The sequence below is a fragment of the Plantibacter sp. MPB07 genome, from assembly GCF_046619465.1.
GTDB classification, from domain to species: domain Bacteria; phylum Actinomycetota; class Actinomycetes; order Actinomycetales; family Microbacteriaceae; genus Plantibacter; species Plantibacter auratus.
In genome coordinates, this window is sequence record NZ_CP177043.1 from 2,158,339 (window position 1) to 2,179,698 (window position 21,360).

At 71.3% G+C, this 21,360-nt stretch carries 19 protein-coding genes and 1 tRNA gene; 11 read left to right on the forward strand and 9 right to left on the reverse strand.

Features of this window, described 5'->3' with window-relative positions; all coding sequences use genetic code 11:
- The first annotated feature begins 93 nt into the window (after window positions 1-93).
- From ACLIME_RS09890 to ACLIME_RS09925, 8 genes are all read left to right on the forward strand, one after another.
- Window positions 94-744 carry an SDR family oxidoreductase gene (locus tag ACLIME_RS09890; RefSeq protein WP_124769948.1) on the forward strand — a complete coding sequence of 217 codons (651 nt, stop codon included), beginning with the start codon at window positions 94-96 and terminating at the stop codon, window positions 742-744.
- Between the two features lie 390 nt (window positions 745-1,134).
- On the forward strand, window positions 1,135-1,761 hold the full coding sequence (locus ACLIME_RS09895) for a hypothetical protein (protein WP_411556803.1): 627 nt from the start codon (window positions 1,135-1,137) through the stop codon (window positions 1,759-1,761).
- Complete coding sequence (locus ACLIME_RS09900; RefSeq protein ID WP_411556804.1) at window positions 1,758-2,801, forward strand: AAA family ATPase; 1,044 nt, start codon at window positions 1,758-1,760, stop codon at window positions 2,799-2,801. Before ACLIME_RS09895 ends, ACLIME_RS09900 begins: the two co-directional genes overlap by 4 nt.
- 62 nt (window positions 2,802-2,863) lie before the next feature.
- Window positions 2,864-4,258, forward strand: a complete 1,395-nt coding sequence (locus ACLIME_RS09905) for a DUF58 domain-containing protein (protein ID WP_411556805.1) — start codon at window positions 2,864-2,866, stop codon at window positions 4,256-4,258.
- On the forward strand, window positions 4,245-6,734 hold the full coding sequence (locus tag ACLIME_RS09910; protein WP_411556806.1) for a transglutaminaseTgpA domain-containing protein: 2,490 nt from the start codon (window positions 4,245-4,247) through the stop codon (window positions 6,732-6,734). The genes ACLIME_RS09905 and ACLIME_RS09910 overlap by 14 nt, the downstream gene beginning before the upstream one ends.
- Window positions 6,735-6,877: 143 nt before the next feature.
- A tRNA-Ser gene (locus ACLIME_RS09915) sits at window positions 6,878-6,965 on the forward strand.
- Between the two features lie 295 nt (window positions 6,966-7,260).
- Window positions 7,261-7,704, forward strand: coding sequence for a MarR family winged helix-turn-helix transcriptional regulator (locus tag ACLIME_RS09920; protein WP_411556807.1), 444 nt, complete (start codon window positions 7,261-7,263; stop codon window positions 7,702-7,704).
- 234 nt (window positions 7,705-7,938) lie between these two features.
- Window positions 7,939-9,435: an MATE family efflux transporter gene (locus ACLIME_RS09925; RefSeq protein ID WP_411556808.1), complete on the forward strand. Its 1,497-nt coding sequence runs from the start codon at window positions 7,939-7,941 to the stop codon at window positions 9,433-9,435.
- Between the two features lie 209 nt (window positions 9,436-9,644).
- Here ACLIME_RS09925 and ACLIME_RS09930 read toward each other — a convergent pair whose 3' ends face one another.
- Complete coding sequence (locus ACLIME_RS09930) at window positions 9,645-10,145, reverse strand: GNAT family N-acetyltransferase (protein WP_411556809.1); 501 nt, start codon at window positions 10,143-10,145, stop codon at window positions 9,645-9,647.
- A 46-nt stretch (window positions 10,146-10,191) separates the two neighbouring features.
- Window positions 10,192-10,551 (reverse strand): DUF4406 domain-containing protein, encoded by a 360-nt coding sequence (locus ACLIME_RS09935; protein ID WP_411556810.1) that lies wholly within the window; start codon window positions 10,549-10,551, stop codon window positions 10,192-10,194.
- A 56-nt stretch (window positions 10,552-10,607) separates the two neighbouring features.
- Here ACLIME_RS09935 and ACLIME_RS09940 point away from each other — a divergent pair, with 56 nt between their 5' ends.
- Window positions 10,608-11,372: a DeoR/GlpR family DNA-binding transcription regulator gene (locus tag ACLIME_RS09940; RefSeq protein WP_411556811.1), complete on the forward strand. Its 765-nt coding sequence runs from the start codon at window positions 10,608-10,610 to the stop codon at window positions 11,370-11,372.
- Here ACLIME_RS09940 and ACLIME_RS09945 read toward each other — a convergent pair.
- The 5 genes from ACLIME_RS09945 to ACLIME_RS09965 form a co-directional block, all read right to left on the reverse strand.
- Window positions 11,357-12,085: a glycosyltransferase gene (locus ACLIME_RS09945; protein ID WP_411556812.1), complete on the reverse strand. Its 729-nt coding sequence runs from the start codon at window positions 12,083-12,085 to the stop codon at window positions 11,357-11,359. The two genes, ACLIME_RS09940 and ACLIME_RS09945, sit on opposite strands and share 16 nt — an antisense overlap.
- Window positions 12,085-13,545, reverse strand: coding sequence for a PIG-L family deacetylase (locus tag ACLIME_RS09950; RefSeq protein WP_411556813.1), 1,461 nt, complete (start codon window positions 13,543-13,545; stop codon window positions 12,085-12,087). The genes ACLIME_RS09945 and ACLIME_RS09950 overlap by 1 nt, the downstream gene beginning before the upstream one ends.
- Window positions 13,545-14,567 (reverse strand): acyl-CoA dehydrogenase, encoded by a 1,023-nt coding sequence (locus ACLIME_RS09955; RefSeq protein ID WP_411556814.1) that lies wholly within the window; start codon window positions 14,565-14,567, stop codon window positions 13,545-13,547. The genes ACLIME_RS09950 and ACLIME_RS09955 overlap by 1 nt, the downstream gene beginning before the upstream one ends.
- 328 nt (window positions 14,568-14,895) lie before the next feature.
- The gene (locus ACLIME_RS09960; RefSeq protein ID WP_079706802.1) at window positions 14,896-15,906 is read right to left on the reverse strand and encodes a 1-aminocyclopropane-1-carboxylate deaminase; all 1,011 of its coding nucleotides are present in this window, start codon (window positions 15,904-15,906) and stop codon (window positions 14,896-14,898) included.
- Window positions 15,907-15,972: 66 nt separating this feature from the next.
- On the reverse strand, window positions 15,973-16,641 hold the full coding sequence (locus tag ACLIME_RS09965) for a GntR family transcriptional regulator (protein ID WP_079706801.1): 669 nt from the start codon (window positions 16,639-16,641) through the stop codon (window positions 15,973-15,975).
- Between the two features lie 179 nt (window positions 16,642-16,820).
- Between ACLIME_RS09965 and ACLIME_RS09970 the strand changes: the two genes are divergently transcribed.
- Window positions 16,821-17,354 (forward strand): hypothetical protein, encoded by a 534-nt coding sequence (locus ACLIME_RS09970; protein WP_411556815.1) that lies wholly within the window; start codon window positions 16,821-16,823, stop codon window positions 17,352-17,354.
- Between the two features lie 102 nt (window positions 17,355-17,456).
- On the opposite strand, the gene ACLIME_RS09975 is transcribed toward ACLIME_RS09970, so the two are convergent.
- The gene (locus ACLIME_RS09975; protein ID WP_411556816.1) at window positions 17,457-18,059 is read right to left on the reverse strand and encodes a GNAT family N-acetyltransferase; all 603 of its coding nucleotides are present in this window, start codon (window positions 18,057-18,059) and stop codon (window positions 17,457-17,459) included.
- 204 nt (window positions 18,060-18,263) lie between these two features.
- Between ACLIME_RS09975 and ACLIME_RS09980 the strand changes: the two genes are divergently transcribed.
- The gene (locus ACLIME_RS09980; RefSeq protein WP_411556817.1) at window positions 18,264-19,139 is read left to right on the forward strand and encodes an aminoglycoside phosphotransferase family protein; all 876 of its coding nucleotides are present in this window, start codon (window positions 18,264-18,266) and stop codon (window positions 19,137-19,139) included.
- Between the two features lie 157 nt (window positions 19,140-19,296).
- On the opposite strand, the gene ACLIME_RS09985 is transcribed toward ACLIME_RS09980, so the two are convergent.
- Entirely contained in the window at window positions 19,297-21,300 is a 2,004-nt protein-coding gene (locus ACLIME_RS09985) for a helicase HerA-like domain-containing protein (RefSeq protein WP_411556818.1), read from the reverse strand.
- Between the last annotated feature and the right edge of the window lie 60 nt (window positions 21,301-21,360).

The window sequence follows — 21,360 nt, forward strand, 5'->3', positions numbered from 1 at the left end:
ATCTGGGACCACTGGACTCAGACCACCGGTCGACCGCCGCCCCCACGAACGGGCGGCGCACCGACCGGGACCGCATCGAACGAGAGGACTCACATGACCGACGTCGTCATCGCCGGAGGACACGGACAGATCGCCCTGCACCTGCAGCGACTGCTCGCCGAAGCAGGACACTCCCCCGCCGGCATCATCCGCAACCCCGAACAGGTCGGCGAACTCCAGGGCATCGGTTCCCGAGCCATCGTCCTCGACCTCGAGCACTCCTCGGCAGCCGAACTGGCCGACGAACTCGCCGGAGCCGACGTCGTCGTGTTCGCGGCGGGAGCCGGCCCGAACAGCGGCGCCGACCGCAAGCTCACCCTCGACCGCGACGGCGCCATCCTCCTCGCCGAGGCGGCCGAGCTCGCCAAGGTCCCCCGCTACCTCATGGTGTCGGCGATGAGCACCGACGACTTCGACCCGGAGTCGGACGACGTGTTCCAGGTCTACCTGCGGGCGAAGTCCGAGGCCGACGCCGACCTCCGCGGGCGCGACCTCGACTGGACGATCGTCCGTCCGGGCGGCCTGACGGACGACGCCCCGACCGGCACGATCACCGCTGCGACGACCACCGACCGCGGCTCGATCCCGCGCGCCGACGTCGCCGCCGTGCTGTTCGCGCTCATCGAGTCGGGCGCGGCGTCCCGCACGCAGTTCGAGGTCATCGGCGGCGAGACCCCGATCCGCGAGGCGCTCTCGGCGCTGTAAGTCAGTCCGGTCCCTGAGCGGGGACGGGCAACGAACACCGGTCACTGAGCCTGTCGAAGTGCACACGGGACACCCCACCCTTCGACAAGCTCAGGGACCGGAGAGGGCCTCAGGGCCCGGAGAGGGCCTCAGGGACCGGAGAGGGTTTCAGGGACCGGAAGTCGTCTCACCGACCGGGTACGTGCTCAGTGCTCGGGTCCACACAACCGATGCCCACGACGGCTCCGAAGAGTTCCCTGACCCGCACCGGCATCGTGTGCGCGCAACCTGGCGCACATATGGAGTTCCTGTGGGCGACACGTCCAGGGGTGTTACCTGTTCGTTATCAGTCCTAGGATCGGGCAACGGGTTCCGGCCCGGACGATGTACGCAGCGCGACGGAGGCCGACGATGGACCAACGCTACGACCCCGCGTTCCAGCGCGGACACGCCGACGAGCGCACGCGCCCGAACGCCTCCGACACCGGCCGCCGCAGCCACCTCGCCTCGCTCGAGGAGATCGCCCCGCAGCTCATCCAGCCGCCCACCGACGGTCGCCCCGTCCGCCCGCCGACCGACGACCGGTTCGACGACGGCCCGCGCGCCCAGCCGTCCCGCGGCATGCCCTCGCAGACCGACCGTCGCGTCCACCCGTTCGAAGCCCGGACCGGCGACACCGCGGCGGTCGCCGATCAGCCTGGCGCGGCAGGTCCCGACGAGCAGCTCACCCAGCTCGACCAGGAGCGGTACGACGAGTACCTCGACGCCGCCGACGCCCACCGCGTCCGCGCCGTGGTCTGGGAACGGGTCCTCTGGATCGTCGGTGTCGTCCTCACGCTCGGCGGCGGTGTGGGGCTGTGGCAGTCGTTCACCCTGCTCTACCGCGGGTTCGTCGGCGACAGCGGCCCGACCGACAACTACCTCTGGATGCAGTTCCTCGGAGCGCTCGCCCCGACCCTCATCACGATCGGCCTCGCCACCATCGTCGCGCTGCTGTTCAAGCGCATGCTCGACCACGACCGCAGGAGCCGACCATGACCGAGCAGAGCAACACCAGCCGTGCCCCACGGGACACCGTCGCCGAACTGAAGCCCGCGCTGAACGCCGAGGAGTTCCAGGTGCTGGCCGAGCGCATCCTCGACAACGTCGAGCGCGTCCTCGACGGCAAGCCGTTCGCTGCCCGCATGGCCCTCATCGTGATGCTCGCCGAGGGTCACCTGCTCATCGAGGACGTCCCCGGCGTCGGCAAGACGGTCCTCGCGAAGGCCCTCGCCGCTTCCGTCGGCAGTACCGTCCGCCGCATCCAGTTCACGCCCGACCTGCTCCCGTCGGACGTCACCGGCGTCTCGATCTTCAACCAGGTCGACCGCGAGTTCGAGTTCAAGCCCGGAGCGGTGTTCGCGAACATCGTCATCGCCGACGAGATCAACCGCTCCTCGCCGAAGACCCAGTCGGCGCTGCTCGAGTCGATGGAGGAGCGTCAGGTCACGGTCGACGGCGAGACGCACGCCCTGCCGTCGCCGTTCACGGTCGTCGCCACGCAGAACCCGCTCGAGATGGAGGGCACCTACGCCCTGCCGGAAGCCCAACGCGACCGGTTCATGGCGCGTATCTCGATGGGATACCCCGACGCGTCAGCGGAACTCGCGATGCTCCGCCAGCGTGACACGGTCAACCCGCTCGACACCATCGGACCGGTCGCCTCACGCGGCGACGTCGAGCGCCTCATCGCCTGGGCCCGCGGTGTCTTCGTGTCGCCGATCGTCGAGCAGTACTGCGTCTCGATCGTGCAGGCGACCCGCGTGCACCCCGAACTCCGGCTCGGCGCGAGCCCGCGCGCCACCCTGCAACTCGTCCGCGCGGCCAAGGTGCTCGCAGCGCTCGACGGCCGCGAGTTCGTCCTGCCCGACGACATCGACCAGCTGCTCGCACCGGTCCTCGCCCACCGGCTCATCCCCACCCGCCGCGCAGTGAGCGCCCACGACCGCTCAGGCGTCCAGGCGGTCTCCGAGGTGCTCGTCGAGCTGCTGGAGCGTACGCCCGTGCCGCACTCCGGACGCACCGAGCTGAGGTCCTGATCCGATGGCCCTGCACCGCGACCGCCGGATCGCCGTGATCCGGCACCGGAGGTCCTGAGCCCATGAAGCGTCGCGTGCCGTTGACGAGACGCGCGGTCGGCGTGCTCATCGCGGCCGGCGTGTGCCTGATCTTCGCGCGCGGGATCGGCTCGCCGGAGTTGCTCGCAGCGGCCGGCCTGCTCGTCGCGCTCGTCGCCGCCAGCTTCGGCGCGGTCTACCTCGAGCGACCGTCGCTCCGGGTCGATCGCACCACCCGACCCCACCTCGTCGCGGTCGGCGGCCGGATCTCCGTCGAGGTCACGATCGCCGAGACGAGCGCGCTCCCCCACGTCCACACGGAGTGGAAGGACCGCGTGCCGGCGGGGCTCGCCGGCAGCGCCGAAGGCACCCTGCCGAGTACCGGCGTCGCGGGCATCGGATCGCGCCGTAGAACGGCCGAGTACACCGTGACGGCGCTGCGACGCGGGGAGCACGACCTCGGCCCGCTCGGGCTGACCGTGAGCGACCCGTTCGGACTCGTCGTCCGTCGTCGCGACGTGGGCGGGACGCATGCGGTCGTCGTCCTGCCGGAGGTCGTGGTTCTGCCGGAGATCCCCGCACTCACGGCCAGCCGCGACGGTTCGACGCGCCCGTCGTCGCTGCATGTCGGCGCCGGCGAGGACGACATCATCGCCCGTCCCTACCTGCCGGGGGACGCGATCCGCCGACTGCACTGGCGGGCGAGCGCGCACCACGGTGAACTGATGGTGCGGCAGGAGGAGCAGCGCAACGACCCCGAGGCGACTGTCCTCCTCGACACCGCCGCAGCCCACTGGGCCTGGCCCGACGACGATCCGTCGTACCTGCCGGCGTTCGAGCAGGCCGTGTCGCTGGCGGCCTCGATCACCGCCCACCTCGTCGACGCCGACTACCGGGTCAACCTGGTCGGTGCCGGCACCGAGGAGCTCTCCCGGGAGATCAGTGCGAGATCCGCGGCCGGTGGCCTACGGTCCAGCCCCGTCGGCGACATGGGCGACGCGCTCGCCCGCGGCGGGCAGCACCTCGAGGAGGACGACCTGGACGGCGCCCTGCTCGACCTGGCCCTCCTGCGTCCGTCGGTCCGGCCCGATCGGTTCCTCGACCTCTCACCCGTCATCGCCGCGCGCCGGTCGCAACCGGTCATCGCGATCCTCGGCGATGTGGAGGAGGGCGACCTCGGCGAGCTGACCGCCGTCGCGCACCTCTCGCCGCTCCCCGTCGCACTCCTCCCAGCCGGCGCCCGGCGTCGGTCCATCGAGCTCCTGGAGTCGGCCGGCTGGCGCTGCCACGTCGGCGAGCGCGGCGCATCGTTCCAGGCGCTGTGGTCCGGCACGAGCGGTCCGGCGACCACCACGCTGGCTCCGCAGTCGGCCGGCCGTGGTGGTCGGGGCGGCCAGGGCGGCCGCCGGGGTGCCGGAGGTGCGAATGTCCGTCGCTGAGGAACGCCGCGCGGCGGCCGCCGCCCGTGGCCGTGTGCCGTCTCGCGGAGGGGTGCCCTCGGACGTCCGTCCTGGTGCCGGCTCGTCGAACCCCCGACGCCCGTCCCGTGGCGGAACCAGCGGCGGGTCGTGGTCGGGAAGCGCCGGCGGGCGCCGGGACGACCCACGCGACACCGCGAACGTCGGCGACCTGCGTCTGGGCCTCGCCGCCTTCCTCCTCCTCGCGACGGGTGGCCTCGGATTCGGGCGGGTGCTCGACGCGCTCGACTGGTGGTTCGTCACGAATCTCGTCATCGCGATCGTCCTCGCCACGGCGATCCTCCTCCGGCGCACGAGACTGCCGGCGGTGTTCGTGTGGCTCGGCGCCGGCGTCGCATGGCTGCTGACGATCACGCTGTTCTTCGCCAGTGAGACGGCGATCATCGGCATCGTCCCGACCCCGACGACGCTCGGCGCCTTCGAACGGTTGCGTGACGCCGGGTTCCAGACCTTCCACGACGGCTCGGCCCCGCTCGACACCGACGCTGGCGTGGTCTTCGTCATGGCCGCCGGCGGCGGCCTCGTCGCGCTGGCGGTCGCCTGGCTCGTGCTCGGCCGCCACGCACCGGTGCTCGCGGCCGTCCTGGTCTTCGCCGTGTACGCCGGGCCGACCGTCGCCGTGTCGTTCCCCCTGGATCCGTGGGTGTTCGCGTTCGTCGCACTCTCCTTCCTCTGGCTGCTCCGTGAGGACGTCCGGCGCCGGGAGCTGCTGCGAGCGCTCGCCTCGGCTCGGGCCGCCGGCGATGGACGCGGCGCCGGCCCGTCGGCGATGACCGGTGCCGGTCGCTTCGGAGGCCTCGGCCCGGCCGTCCTGGTCAGTGCCGTGGCCGTGGTCGTCGCCCTCCTCACACCGGCCGTGCTGCCCGACCTCGCCGTCCGGGACGTGACCGCCGGCGCCCGTGGCAGCGGTCCGTTCGTGAACGGCATCAACCCGCTCATCTCGCTCGGCCAGAGTCTGCGGCGCCCCGCGAACACGACTGCACTCGAATACACGACCACCGCCGACGACGCCCCCTACCTCAAGGTCACCGACCTCAGCGACTTCACGGGTACGGTCTGGGGACCGGACAATTCGGGCTACAACGACGGCAACACGCTCGACGCCTTCCCCGCGCCGGCCGGGCTCAGCGAGGCGATCCCGGTCGAGACCTTCGAGACGACGGTCACGGTGGACTCGCTGTCGAGCCCGTGGCTCCCGCTGCCGTACCCGACGCAGAAGGTCGACGGGCTCCGCGGCGACTGGCGGTTCGAGGCCGCCGGGCTGACGGCGATGGCGGAGCGTGGATCCACCCGCGGGCAGACGTACACGGCGACGAGCACCGCGATCCTGCCGACCGCGCAGCAGATGCGCGACGTCCCGCCGGTCGCCGACCCGGCGTCCGCCGCCCCGTATCTCGAGCTGCCCGACGACCTGCCGCAGATCATCCGTGACACCGCTGCGGACGTCACGGCGACCGCCTCCACCGACTACGACCGCGCGATCGCCTTGCAGCGCTACTTCCGCAGCACCTTCGAGTACTCGGAGTCGGCACCCGTCGAGGAGGGCTTCGACGGCAGCGGAGCCGAAGTCATCGCGACGTTCCTGGAGCGCAAGGCCGGCTACTGCATCCACTTCTCGTCCGCGATGGCCGTGATGTCGCGCGTCCTCGGCATCCCCGCGCGGATCGCCATCGGGTACCTGCCGGGCACGACGATCGACAACACCCCGGCGAACCGCGACACCTACATCGTCACCTCGGACCAGTTGCACGCCTGGCCGGAGCTGTACTTCGAGGGTGTGGGCTGGGTGCCGTTCGAGCCGACGGCCAGCCGTGGGGTCGTGACGCAGTTCAGCGACGCGAGCACGGCGACGCCCGGCAGCGGATCGGTGAGTCCCGACAGCCGTCCGGCTCCGACCGCGGCGTCGACGCCCACCCCCACTGCGGACGCGCTCGGCGGACCGACCTCGACCCAGTCCGGTGGGGCCTTCACCGCCGCCCTCGTCCCGCTCGCGATCCTGCTCGGCGCGCTGGTGCTGCTCGCCACCCCGTCGATCGCCCGGGGACTCCGGCGTGCGGCCGGGCGTCGGCGTGCGCTGACCGAGGGGACCTCGGCCGGCTGGGCCTGGGCGGAGTTCCTCGACACCGCCCGCGACCTCGGCTTCCCCGTGACGTCGGCGGAGTCACCACGCGGGTTCGCATCGAGGTTGCGCGGACAGTTCCGGATCGAGTCGCCGGCCGTCGACCGACTCGTGGCGGCGGTCGAGCGGGAGAGCTATGCGGCGAGCGCTGCTGGTGCGGCGAGCGCCGGTTCCGTCGACGCGGCGTTGGCTGAGGCGAAGTCGGCCCTGCGGTCGGCGAGTCAACCGCTCGAACGCGTCCTCGCGGCCGTCCTCCCCCGGTCGCTCGTGCTGCGGCGCGACCAACCGGTGGACTGGCGGCCGCCTGCCGCGAGCTGACGCGTGCGGCGGTTCGTGCCGATGTCTCCGACCGTGGGCGTTCGTGCTCGGCCGGGCTCGGAGCGCGGCGGCGGGGCCGGGTGGCGCGCGGCGGTCCGGGAACCAGGTATGCTGCTATCTGGCCGTTTTTCACAAACAGCCATGGAGAATTCGCCTAGTGGCCTATGGCGCACGCTTGGAAAGCGTGTTGGGTTAACGCCCTCGGGGGTTCGAATCCCCCATTCTCCGCCAGCTTCACAGAACGCCCCGCCCGCCGCGGGGCGTTCTGCGTTTCCGGAGCACCCCGGCGACGTGTCCCCGTGGCGCCAGCGCGGTGCGCTGACGTGAGCGCGGGTCACACGCGTGAGCGCGGGTCTCCGGAGGGGCGCGCTCAGGGCTACGACCCGCGCCCACGCCGAACTGGTCGGTTTCGTGCCAGCGCACCGCGCTGGCACCGAGTCCGCACATCTCACGTCGGCGCGGTGCTCTCCGCGCTCTGATCATTCGAGGGTTGACAGTTAGAACTCGAAGCGTTAGCGTTCTAACCATGGACGACGAGACCCCCACCCTCAGCAGCACACTCGAACTGGTCCGCTGGATCGGGTGGGCACAGCGCAAGGCCGGCGAGGACTGGATCCGAGCCCGCGAGCTCAGTCACGAACAGGCCTTCGTCCTCGGCCACCTCGTCCGGCATCCAGGATCGAGCCAACGCGACATCGCCGAGGTGAGCCGGACGAGCGCCGCCAGCGTCTCGAGCCTCCTGCAGGGACTCGAACGTCGAGACCTCGTCGAACGCCGCACGGAGGACGGGAACGCGCGCACCAAGCGCGTCTACGCCACCGCGCTCGGCACCGACCTCATCGCCGGGTTCGAGACCGCGATGGCCGAGGCCGACGACGTCATCCTCACCCCGCTGGACCAGAGCGAACGCGACACCCTGCACGCTCTGCTCACGAAGCTCACGGCACACCTGCCACAGCCGACCCGCTGATCTCCGCTCGGGGAACCCGAGCTCCCTGACCACGCGCCGAGACCACTCGCCGCGTCACTCACCGACCGCCGAACACGATGGCGACCGCGAACGCCACGACGGCGCTGTCCGTCGCGCCCGAACGACCGCTGAGCCTTTCCGCCCACCCCCCGCCGGACGACCACCTCATCATCGAACCCTCGCCGCGCCGGCGCTCATCGTCGCGCCCGGAACCTGCCCGAAACGGAGCCTGCCATGCACCCCGAACACCACACCGATCCCACAACCGGAACACCCGTCCCGAGTGGCACCGCACCATCGACGGCCACCGCTCCGTCGACCGCAGCCGACACGGTCGGGAGCAACCGCTGGTACCTGTCGACCGCCCCGATCATCCGGGCACTGATCCACCTGTGCGTCCCGATGGCAGCGGCCCTGGTCGTCAGCGCCGTCTACAACCTCATCAACGCGGGCGTCGTCGGCTCACTGCACGACACCACCCTGCTCGCCGCGATCACGCTCGGAGCCCCGATCCTCGGACTGATCATGGCCATCGGCGACCTGTTCGGCGTCGGTGGCGGCGCACTCACCTCCAGACTCCTGGGCGCCTCCGAACACGACCCGGCACAGGCCGGGGACATCAAACGGGCCGCTTCCTTCTCCGTCTGGGGCGCGTTCCTGACGGGCGCCGTCCTGGGCGGGATCGGCCTCGTGTTCCTCGGCCCACTCGTGTCACTGCTCGGGGCGGACGCGGTCACCGCCCCGGCGACCTCGGCGTTCATCGGTGTCATGCTCGCGTTCGTCCCCGTCATGGCGACCGCATTCTGTCTGGAACAGCTCGTGCGGGCCGAGGGTGCCGCCCGTCAGGTGATGATCGCCCTCATCGCGTCGGCCGTGGCGAACCTCGTCCTCGATCTCGTCTTCATCCTCGGGTTCGACTGGGGCGTCGCCGGTGCAGCGCTCGCGATGGGCCTGGCGAACCTCGGGGTGCTCGTCTACTTCGTGGCGTGGTTGCAGCGCAACAGCGAGCACGTCAGCCTGGCACCGCGCTGGTTCACGCTGTCGCCGACCATCCTCAAGCCGGTCCTCGGCGTCGGCGTCAGCACCCTCCTGCAGTCGGGGTTCCTCATCGTCACCGCGCTCGTGTTGAACACGCTGGCCGCGGCCTACGGAGACGCCCCACTCGCGGCCATGGGCGTCGCGGTCCGGATCGCCCAGGTGCCCGAGTTCCTGGTCATGGGCGTCACCTTCGGCGTGCTCCCGCTGCTCGCCTACGCGTTCGGCAAGGGCGACGGCGCGCGCCTCCGGTCGGCTCTCCGCGCCTCGGCGCTCACGGTCGGTGGGATCTCGGTCCTCTTCGCCGGTGTCGTCTTCGTCCTGCGTGAGCCGATCGTCTCCGCGTTCATCGCCGACCCCGCCGTCCTCGGTCTCGGCGTCACGATCCTCGTCGCGCAGCTCACCGCGATGATCGCCAACGGGTTCACCGGGCTCATCACCTCGCTCTTCCAAGCGACCGGTCGAGCACTCCCCGCGGCGGTCATGGCGGTCACCCAGGGCGTGCTGTTCGTCCCGATCGTCCTCCTCGGCAACCTGTGGTTCGGACTCAGTGGCATCGTCTGGTCGCTCACCGTGACGGAGGTCATCGTCTTCCTGGTCGGTGTCCTGCTCTGGCTCGGCTCGCGACGTGCCATCGACCGTGGCCTCGCAGCCGGTTCCCCGGAGCGTGCCGACGCCCAACTCGCCGACGTCTGACGGACTGCCAGCGCGGTGCGCTGACGTGAGTGCGGGTCACACGCGTGAGCGCGGGTCTCCAGAGGGCCGCGCCCACGTCCATGACCCGCGCTCACGCCGATTGCAGCGACCTCACGTCGGCGCACCGCGCCGGCACCCACACCACCGCGCTCGGGTCGGCGCACCGCGCTGGCGACACCCCGCCTGGTGCGCAGACCGTCCCGGGAGCATCACCCCGCAGGGGCGTCCAGGAGCACCCGCATCACCGCGTTCTCGATGAGCACCCCGCGACGCTCGACCCGCTGCTCGCGGACCACGATGAAGCCGTGGCGCTCGAACACCGGTTGCGCCGTCCGACTCGCCTGCACGGTCACCTCCCGGAGTCCCACCACTCGGGCTTCATCGAGCACCTGACGGATGAGCGCGGACCCGACGCCGCGTCGTCCCGCGTCCGGATCGACGAACAGCATGTCGAGGTAGCCGGTCTCGACGTCCAGGTCGGTGAATCCGACCACCGAGTCGTCAAGCTCGGCCACCCACGTCGTGACCGCGGCACGTCGGGCGGCCCAGTCGTCCAGCACGGCGCCCGGCGGGTCGTCGGGCACCCAGGCGGCGAGCTGCTCGGCCGTGTAGTGGGCGGCAGCGGTCACCCGGACCGCGCGCTGGAAGACGGACCTGGTCGCTCGCGCATCGGTGTCGCAGTAGCGGCGGATCCGGAGGTCGTCGAGCACGCGCGTCAGCCTAGCCGGAGCGCCGGGACGCCGCGGGCAAGCGACCTCAGCCCTCGAGCGCCGGGATCTCCGAGAGGTCGGTGTACACGGGGATCCCGCGCTCACGGGCGATCGCGACGTCGGTGTCGGCACCGGACGACTCCCCCGGCAACCGGAGCACGGCGTCGCAGTGCTGGAGCAACCGCCTCGCCGTCTCATACATGACGTCGCCGTCGCCCGACGCGGTGTCGATCCCACGCAGGATCGGCAGCGCGACCCACTCCCCGATCATCGGGACGTGACCGAGCGCGAAGATGGGCGCCGCTGCGGCTTCGAGTCGTTCCAGGTTGCGGGCGATGGCGTCGGGATCACCGCCGGTCCCGGAGCGGTAGGGGCCGGCGATGAGGATGAGGAGTGGCGTTGTCATGTCCAGCACTGTAGCGTTAAGCGTGCACGATCGTGCAAGATCATGAAGGAGCACGCATGTTGAGCGCACAACGACGATCACACCTGCTCGACCTCCTCGACCGCGACGGCCGCATCGTCGCGAAGGACGCCGCCGCTGCGCTCGGACTCTCGGAGGACTCGATCCGCCGAGACCTCCGCGAGCTGGCCGAAGCCGGCCTCTGCGTCCGCGTCTACGGCGGCGCACTCCCGGTCCCCGCGGCCGACCGCCCGTTCCGGGATCGACTGTCCCTCGGGACGGCGAGCAAGGAGCGCGTCGCCCGCATCGCCGCCGAGCGGATCCGACCGGGCAGCACCATCATCATCGACGCCGGCACCACCGCGCTCGCGCTCGCGCGACTCCTCCCGGACGATCCGACCCTCACCGTCATCACCCCGAGCCCGGCGGTCGCCCTCGCAGTCGCGGAGCACTCGCCGGCACGCGTCATCATGATCGGCGGCGAACTCGGACGTCACTCCATGGTCGCGGGCGGCGCCCTCGCCGCAGAGGCCATCCGTCACCTGAGCGCCGACGCCTGCTTCCTCGGCGTCACAGGCTTCCATCCCGAACACGGCCTCACCACCGGCGACCTCGACGACGCCGCGACGAAGCGCGCCCTCTCCGAGCGCAGCACCGACGTCTACGTCCTCGCGAGCGAGGAGAAGGTCGGAGCCGTCTCCCGGTACCCGGTGCTCGACCTCGGCGAGGTCACCGAGGTCATCGTCGATCCACAGACGGATGCACGCGACCCGTCGACACAGGCCGGGGGTTCAGACGCGCTGGACCGTCAGGATCGCGGGTAGGTCTCGGCGAGGAACGCGGCGTAGCCACCCGGGGTCCGGCCACGTCGCCGACCCGAGGTCTCGACGGGCGCATCCAGCGTCGGCACGACCCGGAGACCCGCCGCCCGGGCGCGCTCGACGAGCTCGACGTCCTCATGCTCGGGCAGCTCACGGAAGCCGCCGAGTTCGTCGAGCCGATCGGCCCGGACACCCAGATTGGCCCCATGCACGTTGCCCGGCAGATGTCCGGGCGGGTGGGTCAGCGACCACCGCTCCACGTCGTCCTCGGAGAAGTCCGTGAAGTCGGGACGGACGGTCCCCAGGAGGACGTCGACACCGTCGTCGAAGGCATCGGCGTGCACGGAGAACCAGTCCTCCGGAACGCGCGAGTCGGCGTCGGTGTTGGCGATCCACCGCGCGGAGACGTCGGCAGCGCCCGATCCCCCAATACCCGATCCCATTGCGGCCGCGACACCCGCCCGTCGGGCCGCCCCGACACTGCGCTCGTCGATGACGACGGTGACCATCTCGTCAGGATCGAAGCCCGCCAACCGCTCCCGCACGATCCGCGCCGTGTCGTCGCGGCAGTCGTCGAGCACCACGACGATCCCCACCTGCAGCTCGGGACGACGACGCAGCACGGCGGCACGCGCGACGAGTAGCGCGTCGAGGCATGCCCCGATCAGCTCCTCCTCGTCGTGCGCGGGCACGACGGCATCGATCCGTCGCAGCATCAGCCCGTCAGACCGTCCACCGCAGCGATGCTCGCCTCATCGGCAGGCACGAGGACGTCGAGCAGGAAGTCGTCCTCGACGTGCTGGATCGACCGACGGCCGGGCCAGCGTTCGAGCAGGCGGCGATGGACGAACTCGGCCGAGGTCGTGGCGTGGTCGTCCGGGTGCCGCCAGTGACACGCGACGATGCTCCCGCCGGGCGTGAGCGAGCCGACGAGGCGGTCGATCACCCGGTCGAGGTCGGTCGCCGACAGGTAGTAGCCGACCTCCGACATCACCACGAGGTCGAAGGCACCACTCGGCCAGTCGTCGGGGAGCGTGCCGCGTTCGAACCGGGCGGCAGGCACCCGTCGGCGGGCGATCTCGAGGGGCGCTTCGGCGATGTCGACCCCGAGCACGTCGTCGCTGCGGTCCGCGAGCCGCTCCGTCAGGACACCCGTCGCGCAGCCGAGTTCGAGCACCGAGCCGTAGCGCTGGCGCGGCAGGGCGGCGAGGAGGACCCGACGTTTGCGCTCCTCGTACCAGGACCCGAAGTCCCAGCCGTCGGGGTGGTCGCGGTAGTGGTCCTCGAACGACTCCTTCGAGCGCGAGGTCGCATCGGCCGTCGCGACGGTGTCCGTGCCGGTGCCGGCGGCGGTGCCGGTGTCGGAGTCCGCCGCCGCACCTGCATCCGTGTCGGATCCCGCCGCGAGGCCCAGCGCACGGCCGTTCGGGAAGAGCACCTCGAACCGCCGCGCGTAGTGCTGCAGGTGGTGGTGGTCGACGATCGCCTCGTCGCCCGGCGCGTCCGAGAGGGGCTCCGTCTGCGAGGGGTAGGCGTCCATCGCGGCGATCTTCGCCCCGTGCGCCGCCGCGTCGAGCGGCACGATCCGCGCCTCGGCCCACGGTAGGGTCGCGTCGTCGGTGTCGGCCCAGTGCCAGAGCCAGATGGGGAACTCCACGAGCGCGAGGTCGAGCTCGGTCGCGAGGGCCGTGGCGAGTTCGCCCGCGATCCGGTGGTCGCGGTGCCCGTCGCCGCGCCAGGGGGCGACGATGAGCGGTCGCGATCCGGCGGTGGCGACGGCTGCACGCAGTCGCCCCGCGATGCCCGCGCGTTCGGCGTCGAGGCCACCGTCCGGGATGTGCAGGACGTCGTACCGGACCGTCGGGTGGAGACGACCGACGGCATCGATGAACTCGGCCTCCCGGCGCGGGGCGAGTTCCTCGGGCGTGGTGGTCGGCGAGTCGGGGTGCGATCCCTCGCCGAGGGTCACGAGGAGGACCTCGACCGGGATCCCGGCGGCTGCGGCGGCCGCGATCAGCCCGCCGGCTCCGAGTGACTCGTCGTCGGGGTGCGGCGACAGGACGACGACGCCCGTGGCGTGCCGCCAGCCGTCCCAGACGGGCAGGTCGAGCTCGTGCAAGCGAGTCGCCCAGGCGGCTGCCGACGTGCCGGGGTCGCGGTGGTCGAAGGCGGGCATCAGTCAGCCTCCACCAGCATGCGGCCGTAGCGCGCGAGGTCGCGGTCGCCGTGGTCCTGCTGGACGTAGAGCTCGAGGTCGGACATCCGCGCGAGGTAGGCGGGTTCGGAGGTGAGCGGGCCGGGGCCGAGTGCTCCGAGCACCCCGGCGCGGATGGCGTCGACCCGGCCGCGGACCGTCGACCGCACACGCTGGGCGAGGCGCGGACCGGCCACGTCATCGGCGTGACCGTGCTCGATGGCCTGGGCCGCGTCGGCGATCGCCTGCTCGGCGATCGAGAGGTCGATGGCCGCGGCGCCGAGCGTACGGAGGAGGAGGTCTGCGTCGGGTCGGGTGCGTGCCGCCGCGAGCAAGCGGGCGACGAGCGTGACCGCGCCGCCCCACCAGCAGGCGGCGACGCCGATCCCGCCCCAGGAGAATCCGGGGCGTCGCAGGTACCACCCGTCGTCGCCGACCGGAGAGGCGGGCACCCCGTCGAAGCCGACCGGGCCACTCGGGACGAGCGGCAATCCGCGGGCGAGCCACGCGCTGTCGTCGGTCGCGACCCCGGGGTCGGTGAGCGCGACGGCGAACAGCCGCCGCTCCCCCGGCGCGGTATGGGCGGTGACGAGCGCGTCGCTCAGATGGGAGGCGAGGGAGCACCACGGCTTGGTGCCCGACAGCTGCCAGGCGTCGTCGACCAGGGTCGCGTCGAGACGCAGCCCGGGCGCCTCGGCCGCGAAGACCCCCCAGGTGGAGACGGCCGGCGGTTCGAGGTCGGCCTGATGCAGGATGGCGAGTGCGTCGAGGTGCGGTTCGACGACCCGTGCGAGTGTGACGTCGACCGCGGCGATCGCGCCGAGTCCCGCGAAGACCCGCCCGGCGGTGTGCTGCTCGAGCGGACCGACGAGTCGCACGGCTGTGGAGGTGAACGCCAGACGCGACTCGATGCTCGCCAACGCACCTGACGCCGCGTCGTGCAGGGCGCCGAGGTCGAGGGAGGTGCCGCTGGTGGGCCAGGCGGTGGACTGCAGACGGATCATGCGATCCGCGTCTGGTGTCGGGGTTCCATCGGTGCGCGCATGCGACCTCCTCGCGTCGTGGAGGTCCAAGTCTCGCACCGCAGCTCGCGACCGCCCGCCCCTGGACCACGACCATCGACCCTGGTAGTGGGTCAGCGCGGTGCGCTGGCGCGAGCGCGGGTCAGCGACGTGGGCGCGGGTCTCCGGAGGGGCGCGCTCGGTCGCCTGACCCGCGCTCACGCCGGTTCCCTCGGGTTCGCGTCAGCGCACCGCGCCGGCACCGGTTTCCGGCGACTCGGCTCAGCGCACCGCGCCGGCACCCCGCTCGGGCGGGACACCGGGTAACGGCTCAGTCGCGGAAGAGGGCGCTGTAGGCGTTGATCGCCGGCTGCCCACCGAGGTGCGCGTAGAGGACGTTGCTGGACGCCGGGATGTCACCGCTCGTCACGAGGTCGATGAGTCCCGCCATCGACTTCCCCTCGTAGACCGGGTCGATGATGACGCCCTCGAGCCGACCGGTCAGGCGGATCGCCTCCATCGTCGACTCGACCGGGATCCCGTAGAGGTCGCCGGCCCACCCCTCCAACACCGTGATCTCGTCGTCGCGGAGCTCACGCTCGAGGCCGATGAGCTCCGCCGTGTTGCGGGCGATGCGTGCGACCTGGTCGCGGGTCTCCTGGATCTTCGCCGACGCGTCGATGCCGATCACCCGGCGTGGTCGGTCCTGGCCGGCGAACCCGGCGATCATGCCGGCGTGCGTGGACCCGGTGACGCTGCAGACGACGATCGTGTCGAAGAACACCCCGAGTTCACGCTCCTGCTGCTCGACCTCCGCGGCCCAGTTCGCGAAGCCGAGACCACCGAGCCGGTGGTCCGACGCCCCGGCCGGGATCGCGTACGGGGTGCCGCCGCGTTCGCGCACGTCGTCGAGGGCTCGTTCCCAGCTCGACTTGAAGCCGATGCCGAAGCCCGCTGGATCGAGACGGACCTCGGCCCCCATGATCCGCGACAGCATGATGTTGCCGACCCGGTCGTTCACGGAGTCGGGCCAGTCCACCCAGTTCTCCTGCACGAGGACGGCCTGCATCCCGAGCTTCGCCGCGACCGCCGCGACCTGACGCGTGTGGTTGGACTGGTAGCCGCCGATCGACACGAGCGTGTCGGCACCCTGCGCGATCGCGTCGGGGATGAGGTACTCCAGCTTGCGGGTCTTGTTGCCGCCATAGGCGAGACCGCTGTTGACGTCCTCGCGCTTGGCCCAGATCGTCGCGCCACCGAGGTGGGCGGTGAGGCGGTTGAGTTCGTGGACGGGACTCGGCCCGAAGGTGAGCGGGTAGCGGGAGAAGTCGCTGAGGGACATGTGGTGGCTCCTGGGTCTCGGTGGTGCGGCGGGATGTCGGGGAACGGGTCGGGTGGTGGGCGCTGCTCAGTCCTCGTCGAGGTGCGCGAGGACGAGGTCGGCGAGGGTCGTCCAGTTGCCTCGGACGAGCGCGGCCGCCGCATCGACGTCCCCCTCCGCACAGCGCTCGATGACGGCGTCGTGCTGCGCGATCGACCCGCGCGCGGCGACCGAGGAGAACCGCAACCGTTCGATCCGGCGCAGCAACGGCGTGACCGCCTCGAGCGCATCACGGATGAACGGATTCCCGGCGACCTCCACGGCCACGGCATGGAAGGCGTCGTCCGCTGCGAGCGCGGCATCGGCATCGTCACGTTGCAGCGCGGCTGCGAAGTCACGGTTCGCCGCGCGCATGCGATCGAGGTCGGCCGCACTCAGATGCGGCACCGCCTCACGGACGGCGAGTTCGTGCATGGCGGCGGCGACCGCCTGAGCCTGCAACGTCGCCCGGCTGTCGAGCGGGGCGACGACGGTCGACCGTCCGGGTTTCGCAATGACGAGCCCACTCCGGGCGAGACGCAGGACGGCCTCGCGGATGGGCGTGCGGCTCACGCCGAGCCAGCGTTCGAGTTCGGTGTCGACGAGTTTCTCGCCCGGGGTGAACGTCCCGTCGACGATCGCGTTGCGGAGCGACTGATAGACGTCGTCGCGGAGGAGCGCTCGGCGCTGCGGGTTGGCTTGAGCGGGAGCGGGCATGCAATATATTGCACATCGCGGGACGGAGAAGTCAAGCGTATCGGCGCAACCGGTCGGACCGGCTCGAAGAGTGGGGCATTCGTCCTACTTGTCCCCCAGATGGCGGATTGTCCACCCACTGAAAGCAGGCCACGATGATCTGCGGGGGTGAGTGCGTGGTGCGACGGGGTGATGAACCGGTGACGGTCAGACCGCATCCGCGCGTGCTCTGGAGCGCCGTCCTGAGCGCCGCAATCGTCGTCCTCCCCGTGTGGGGCGTCTCACTCTGGCTCGTCGGCCCGACCCCGAGCATCGAGCGCACGTGGGTCATCACGCTCGGCATCATCGGCATGGTCGTGCTGCTCGGCGTCGCCGTCCTGTCTCGACGACAACGCATCGTCGTGTGTCATGACGGGTTCATCGAGCAGCCCATCGTCGGGCAGCAACGGTTCGTTCCGCGGGAGGCGATCGGCCGCAGCCTGCTCTTCGAGTTCCGAGGTCGGGGGCTGCAAGCGAGCTCGCAGTTCTTCGTCTGTGACTCGGAGAACCGCCCACTCCTGCGCATGCGGAGCAACCGATGGAGCACGGACAGCATCGCGGCCGTCGTCGCCGCCTACGACGGCCCGGTGGAGCGACCTCGCCAGCCGGTCTCGCTCGACGACCTCCGCGAGGACCACCCCGACCTGCTCACCCCGCTCGAGCGTCTGCGCTGGGCGCGCGCCGAACTGCTCTAGCCGAACTGTTCTCGCTGAGTCGGCCTGCCCCGGCCACCGTTATGGAGCGCGATGGTGACGTCGCACCGCACGGGATCGAACTGGGGGCGGATGCCTCTCGGCTCAGAGCGCCTTCGCGTACCAGTGGGCCCCGGGGTCGCCGTCCACCCGGGTGAAGCCCGTCCGCTGGTAGAACTGCTGTGCCCCGGTGTTCGAGACGCCGACGCCGAGGTGCACGCCCGGGACACCGCGCTCCGCGAGGAGCTCGCAGAACGCGTCGATGAGCCGTCTGCCGACACCCATCCCCTGCGTCTCCGGCAGCAGGTCGATGTGCAGATGCGCCGGGTACTGCGCCAGGAGTTCCGGGGCCAGTCCGCCGCGATCGGTCGCGGATCGGACGATGCCGCGTTCGCTCTCCGAGGCTGCTCCGGAGGCCACGGCTGCCGCGTACTTCCCCTCGACGGTCGGCCACCAGCGCTCGATGAACCAGCGGTCGAAGGCGGTCGTGTCCGCCGTGCCCAGGATGTACCCGATCGGGCCGGCACCGGCGTCGACGAGCAGCGCCAACTCGGGCTCGTGCTCGACGTAGGGCAAGGCGTAGATGTCGGGCAGGAGGTCGTCCGTGCTGAACTGTCCGGTCGCGTCCGCCCCCGAGTCGCCCGTTCGGATGCAGATCGCCGCCACGGCGGCGCGGTCGGACGGTCGGTACGCGCGGATGTCGGTCACCGCGCCAGCCTAACCGGCGTTCCCCGGTCCCTGAGCCCCACCCTCCGGCCCCTGAAGCCCACCATCCCCTGCCTGAAGCCCACCCTCCCCGGTCCCTGAGCCTGTCGAAGGGCGGTGTCCACCCGCGAGCCCTTCGACAGGCTCAGGGACCGATCGAGGCGCGACCGAGGCACCGGTCTGACCGGGTTGCCTAGGCTGAGTCCCGTGACATGGCGACCAGGGGGCATCGACGCGGCCGTCGAGCAATGGCGACTCGTGCCCGACGGCGAGCTCATCGTGACGCCGTCGAGCCGGCTGCTCCCCGTGACGCACCACGGTCGACCGGCGATGCTCAAGGTGCCGCTCGTCCACGAGGAGGCGCTCGGCGGTCAGCTGCTCGCGGCGTGGGACGGCGCCGGGTGTGCAGCGGTGTTCGCGGGCGATGACCACGCGATCGTCCTGGAACGCGCGACGGGCGGCCGTGATCTCTCCGCACTGACCCGCGCAGGTGACGACCTCGGAGCCGTCGCGATCCTGTGCTCCGTGCTCGCCACCCTGCACGCGGCGATCCCCACCCCGGCGCCGACCGATGCCGGTGATGTCATCGCCGAACTCCCCACGCTCCGCCGGTGGTTCCGCGAGCTGCTCGCCGACGACGCATCCGCCCTCGGCACCCTCCTCGGCGATCCAGCGAGCGCCGCGTTCCTCGAGCGTGGGCGGGAGCTCGCCGGTCGGCTGCTCGACACCACAACGCCTGCCGACGTCGTCGTACTGCACGGCGACCTCCACCACCTGAACCTGCTGGAGTTCGCACCCGGCGACTGGCGGGCGATCGATCCCAAGGGCATCGTCGGCCACCGCGCCTTCGACGCCACAGCGCTGTTCAGCAACCCCGATCCCGCGACGGCGCGGAACCCGCAGCTGTTCGCCGAGCGGGTGGGGCTGGTGAGTCGATCGCTCGGCCTGTCGCGAACCGCGCTCCTCGAGTGGGTGGTCGCGCGCTCCGCGCTGTCCGCCGTGTGGTCGCTGCAGGACGGGCTGCTCGACGACGCCCGGGCCACCGTCGAGCTCGGTCGCCTCGCCGAGGACGGCCTCCGGTAGGTTCGCGCCCTTCGACAAGCTCAGGGACCGGGAAACCGCTCCAGGGACCGGGAAACCGCTCAAGGGACCGGGAGACCGCTCAGGAAACGGGAAACCGCTCAGGGAACGGGGAACCACTCAGGGGAACGGAACACCGCATGAAGACCGGAGCGGCAGCTCAGCGGCGGCGACGCGTCCCGAAGATGCCCTCGACGACGCCGGTGAGGATCGACCGCGTCGCCTTCGACCCGAGGATCTCCTCGAGCGGACTCTTCGACGACGTCGACGACGACCTCGTCGACGTCCGGCGGGTCGTGCCGGCGGTCTTCCGGAGCAACCGTTCGTACTCGGCGTCGGCCTGCTTCTGCGCCGCGGCCTGGGCCTTGTCGGCGGCGGCCTGCTGCTTCGCGAGTTCCGCCGCGATGCGCTGCCGCTCGAGTTCGGCCTCGGCGGCGAGCGCGGCCTGGTTCGCCTCCTCGAGCTTCGCCGTCAGGATCTCCCTCGCCGACTCACGGTCGACGGGCGTTCCGTACCGCGCGAGCAACGGTGACGCCGCGATCGCCGCGTCGATCGCGGTGTCGGCACTGGGCGACATGAGTCCCTGCGGCGCCCGCAGTCTCGTCCACGCGACCGGCGACGGCGCCCCTTTCTCGTTCATCACGGTGACGACCGCTTCACCGGTGCCGAGTGAGGTGAGGACCTCGCCGAGCTCGTAGCTGGAGGTCGGGTAGGTCGACACCGTCGCTTTGAGCGCCTTCGCGTCGTCCGGGGTGAAGGCGCGGAGGGCGTGCTGGACGCGGGAACCGAGCTGCGCGAGCACCTCGCCCGGGACGTCCTTCGGCGTCTGCGTGACGAAGAAGATGCCGACACCCTTCGACCGGATGAGCCGGACCGTCTGCGTGATCTGCGCGAGGAAGTCCTTCGACGCGTCGCGGAACAGCAGGTGCGCCTCGTCGAAGAAGAACACGAGCTTCGGCTTCTCGGGGTCGCCCACCTCGGGGAGGGTGTTGAAGAGGTCGGCGAGCAACCACATGAGGAACGTCGAGTAGAGGGCCGGCTGGTTCTGGACGCCCGGCACCTCGAGCAGACTGACGATGCCCTTCCCGCTCGGGTCGAGGCGGATGAAGTCGGCGGTGTCGATCTCGGGTTCGCCGAAGAAGACGTCGGCGCCCTGGTCGGCGAAGGTGATGAGCTCCCGCAGGATCACCCCGACGGTGGCGCCCGACAGCCCGCCGAGCTCCTGCAGCTCACCCTTGCCGTCGTCGCTCGCGAGGTAGGTGAGGACCGCGCGCAGGTCGCTCAGGTCGAGGAGCGGCAGGCCCGCCTTGTCGGCGTAGTGGAAGACGAGACCGAGGCTGGACTCCTGCGTGGCGTTGAGGCCGAGGACCTTGCTCAGCAGCAGCGGGCCGAAGGCGGCGATGGTGGCGCGGATCGGGACGCCCTTGCCGACGCCGCCGAGCGCGAAGTACTCCGTCGGGGTGGCGGCCGGCGTCCAGTCCTGACCGATGCCGCGGGTGCGGTCGAGGAGCTTCTCGTTCGACTCCCCCGGGGTCGCGATGCCCGAGAGGTCACCCTTGATGTCCGCGGCGAACACGGGGACGCCGGCGGCCGAGAGCTGCTCGACGAGGCCCTGGAGCGTGCGGGTCTTCCCGGTTCCGGTGGCGCCGGCGACGAGTCCGTGCCGGTTCATGACACTGAGCGGGATGCGGACCTGCACCCCCGGCAGCGGTTCCCCGTTGACCAGGGCGCCCATCTCGAGCGCCGGGCCGTGCACGAGGTAACCGTCGCGGATCTTCAGCACGTCGTCGAGGCCGAGCGGGCCCGGACCGATGGTGTCGGCGCTGAGCTCGTCGGAGCTGCTGGTGTCGGCAGTGCCAGTGCCGGCGGTGCTGGTGTCGGCACCGACTGCGTCGTCGGTTGGGACGTCTGCTGGGGCCTCGGCGGCCGGCGCATCACTCGCGGAACCGGGGTCCACCGGCTCGACCGGTGACGCTGCTCCGGTGGCCCCGCCCGACGCCGTGATCCCGGCCCCGGCGAGCGCCGCTGCCGCCTCGGCCGCCTTCACTTTGGCTGCGGCGAGCGCCGCCTGCGCCTGGGCGGCTTCGAGCTCCGCCTGTGCGTGGGCGGCGGCAGCCTGGAGTGCGGCGATCTGCGGGTCGGATGCTGCATCACTGGGCGTCATGTGCCGAGCCTAGCGACGCGTTCCCCACCGGTCGAGGGGTCGCGCGAGGGCTGGACGACT

Excerpts from the sequence above, each read along its gene's own strand:
- ACLIME_RS09950 (WP_411556813.1), bottom strand. The coding sequence starts at position 13,545 with ATGCCCGCCTTCGACCACCGCGACCCCGGCACGTCGGCAGCCGCCTGG.
- ACLIME_RS09910 (WP_411556806.1), top strand. The coding sequence starts at position 4,245 with ATGTCCGTCGCTGAGGAACGCCGCGCGGCGGCCGCCGCCCGTGGCCGT.
- ACLIME_RS09905 (WP_411556805.1), top strand. The coding sequence starts at position 2,864 with ATGAAGCGTCGCGTGCCGTTGACGAGACGCGCGGTCGGCGTGCTCATC.
- ACLIME_RS09900 (WP_411556804.1), top strand. The coding sequence starts at position 1,758 with ATGACCGAGCAGAGCAACACCAGCCGTGCCCCACGGGACACCGTCGCC.
- ACLIME_RS09985 (WP_411556818.1), bottom strand. The coding sequence starts at position 21,300 with ATGACGCCCAGTGATGCAGCATCCGACCCGCAGATCGCCGCACTCCAG.
- ACLIME_RS09935 (WP_411556810.1), bottom strand. The coding sequence starts at position 10,551 with ATGACAACGCCACTCCTCATCCTCATCGCCGGCCCCTACCGCTCCGGG.
- ACLIME_RS09925 (WP_411556808.1), top strand. The coding sequence starts at position 7,939 with ATGCACCCCGAACACCACACCGATCCCACAACCGGAACACCCGTCCCG.
- ACLIME_RS09940 (WP_411556811.1), top strand. The coding sequence starts at position 10,608 with ATGTTGAGCGCACAACGACGATCACACCTGCTCGACCTCCTCGACCGC.
- ACLIME_RS09945 (WP_411556812.1), bottom strand. The coding sequence starts at position 12,085 with ATGCTGCGACGGATCGATGCCGTCGTGCCCGCGCACGACGAGGAGGAG.
- ACLIME_RS09895 (WP_411556803.1), top strand. The coding sequence starts at position 1,135 with ATGGACCAACGCTACGACCCCGCGTTCCAGCGCGGACACGCCGACGAG.
- ACLIME_RS09920 (WP_411556807.1), top strand. The coding sequence starts at position 7,261 with ATGGACGACGAGACCCCCACCCTCAGCAGCACACTCGAACTGGTCCGC.
- ACLIME_RS09960 (WP_079706802.1), bottom strand. The coding sequence starts at position 15,906 with ATGTCCCTCAGCGACTTCTCCCGCTACCCGCTCACCTTCGGGCCGAGT.
- ACLIME_RS09890 (WP_124769948.1), top strand. The coding sequence starts at position 94 with ATGACCGACGTCGTCATCGCCGGAGGACACGGACAGATCGCCCTGCAC.
- ACLIME_RS09965 (WP_079706801.1), bottom strand. The coding sequence starts at position 16,641 with ATGCCCGCTCCCGCTCAAGCCAACCCGCAGCGCCGAGCGCTCCTCCGC.
- ACLIME_RS09955 (WP_411556814.1), bottom strand. The coding sequence starts at position 14,567 with ATGATCCGTCTGCAGTCCACCGCCTGGCCCACCAGCGGCACCTCCCTC.